This window comes from Gilliamella sp. ESL0254, assembly GCF_013344985.1.
Classification (GTDB): Bacteria; Pseudomonadota; Gammaproteobacteria; order Enterobacterales; family Orbaceae; genus Gilliamella; species Gilliamella bombicola.
Genome location: NZ_JAAEDU010000010.1, coordinates 1 through 1239, shown reverse-complemented (window position 1 = coordinate 1239; position 1239 = coordinate 1). Strand labels below are relative to the sequence as shown.

Annotated in this window: 1 tRNA gene and 2 rRNA genes; all 3 read right to left on the bottom strand. The window is 45.1% G+C overall.

The annotated features are described in order from the left end of the window. Positions 1-731 (bottom strand): 23S ribosomal RNA (locus GYX25_RS11075); the annotation flags it as partial. 256 nt (positions 732-987) lie between these two features. Next, a tRNA-Glu gene (locus GYX25_RS11070) sits at positions 988-1063 on the bottom strand. Positions 1064-1117: 54 nt separating this feature from the next. Next, positions 1118-1239 (bottom strand): 16S ribosomal RNA (locus tag GYX25_RS11065); the annotation flags it as partial.

Genomic DNA, 1239 nt, shown 5'->3' with positions numbered 1-1239 from the left:
CCTCCAGTTAGTGTTAACCAACCTTCAACCTGCCCATGGCTAGATCACCGGGTTTCGGGTCTATACCCTGCAACTTAACGCACAGTTAATACTCGGTTTCCCTTCGGCTCCCCTATTCGGTTAACCTTGCTACAGAATATAAGTCGCTGACCCATTATACAAAAGGTACGCAGTCACCACTACCCAACGGCAGCAGCTCCCACTGATTGTACGTACACGGTTTCAGGGTCTATTTCACTCCCCTCCCGGGGTTCTTTTCGCCTTTCCCTCACGGTACTGGTTCACTATCGGTCAATCAGGAGTATTTAGCCTTGGAGGATGGTCCCCCCTTCTTCAGACAGGATATCACGTGTCCCGCCCTACTCTATAAGCTTCCACATATCGCATCTTCGTGTACGGGACTTTCACCCTCTATCGTGCGACTTTCCAGACGCTTCCACTAATACTATATGCTACCCGCTTGGGCTCCTCCCCTTTCGCTCGCCGCTACTTAGGGAATCTCGGTTGATTTCTTTTCCTCGGGGTACTTAGATGTTTCAGTTCTCCCGGTTCGCCTCATATGACTATGAATTCATCATATGATAGTGTAGTCACCTACACTGGGTTTCCCCATTCGGACATCGACGGCTATTGCGCTTTTTATCAGCTCACCGTCGCTTTTCGCAGATTAACACGTCCTTCTTCGCCTCTGATTGCCTAGGCATCCACCGTGTACGCTTAATTTCTTAACCTTACAACTCACAGTTGTCTTGGTTTTTATTACGCTTTTTTCTCTTTCTTTATGTTCAACCTTTATCAATTCAACCTAACTAATCGTTATCGCTAACGTTTAATTAAATAACTCAATAAATGCATTACACAAGAACGAGAACTCGTTTCTTTCAGCTTGTTCCTAATTGTTAAAGAGCTTTATCTTTCTATTCACTTAATAATAAATATAAGTAAATACAAACATAATTTTTTAAGAAATAATTTCATCACTTATTATGGCGTCCCCTAGGGGATTCGAACCCCTGTTACCGCCGTGAAAGGGCGATGTCCTAGGCCTCTAGACGAAGGGGACTTAATTATTTCTCTTCTAAACAAACAATCTGTGTGAACACTTACGAGCTCTTCGTAAGGAGGTGATCCAACCGCAGGTTCCCCTACGGTTACCTTGTTACGACTTCACCCCAGTCATGAACCACACCGTGGTAAACGCCCTCCCGAAGGTTAAGCTATCTACTTCTGGTGCAACCC